This is a genomic window from Bartonella phoceensis (genome assembly GCF_902825145.1).
Lineage (GTDB): Bacteria > Pseudomonadota > Alphaproteobacteria > Rhizobiales > Rhizobiaceae > Bartonella > Bartonella phoceensis.
The window spans coordinates 1-652 of record NZ_CADEAD010000039.1; the positions used below are offsets into that span (position 1 = coordinate 1).

1 protein-coding gene is annotated in these 652 nt (G+C 42.6%); it reads right to left on the minus strand.

What is annotated here, in order from left to right:
* A partial coding sequence (locus J7R07_RS07980; RefSeq protein ID WP_208436322.1) for an autotransporter domain-containing protein occupies nucleotides 1–652 on the minus strand: 652 nt, incomplete at both ends.

Below are 652 nucleotides of genomic sequence, written 5' to 3' on the forward strand. Positions count from 1 at the left end.
GTTCTGGTAAACAAGCTGAACCTGCGGATCAAAGAAAATTCCCTTATGCTTCATTGCAAATGTTTTACCACCCGTTAAGGAAACACTAAGCTGTTTACCTTTTAACGTCGCTGTCTTACCACGTGCAAGAGTGAAAACATCTCCTCTAAAAAGGCCATAAGAGAAAACACCATCCACATAAAGACCCATGCCATGCTGTAGACTGCCATAAGCAGAAACTGACCATTTATCAAAGGGACTCTTCTTGCTGTATTGAACATCTTGAGGATGCACAGAGAGACGTCCATAAGTCCCCATGATCCCAAACGATGTACGACTGTATAAATCTTCAATTTCCTTCAGCAAAACGCCTGCCTCCAGTGCTGTATAATCGAGTTCTGCTCCATATCCATATTCAAAAGCAGACAAATTTGAAGCATAATGGTGACTGCCACCATAACCGCGCACAAAAAATGCTGTGTCTTCACTGCTTCTCAAGGAACTACGAGAGGTACCGCGCATGATTTCCAATTTTTCATTTTGAGAGGTAAGATCTACCAAACCAGCATGAAATAAGGCATTTTTTAGAAGGAGATAGGTTGGCAATTGCGGAACCACAGCCCTAACACCTCGATCAGGTTGAAGAGTAGGCTTAACAGAAACGGGAGAAAGA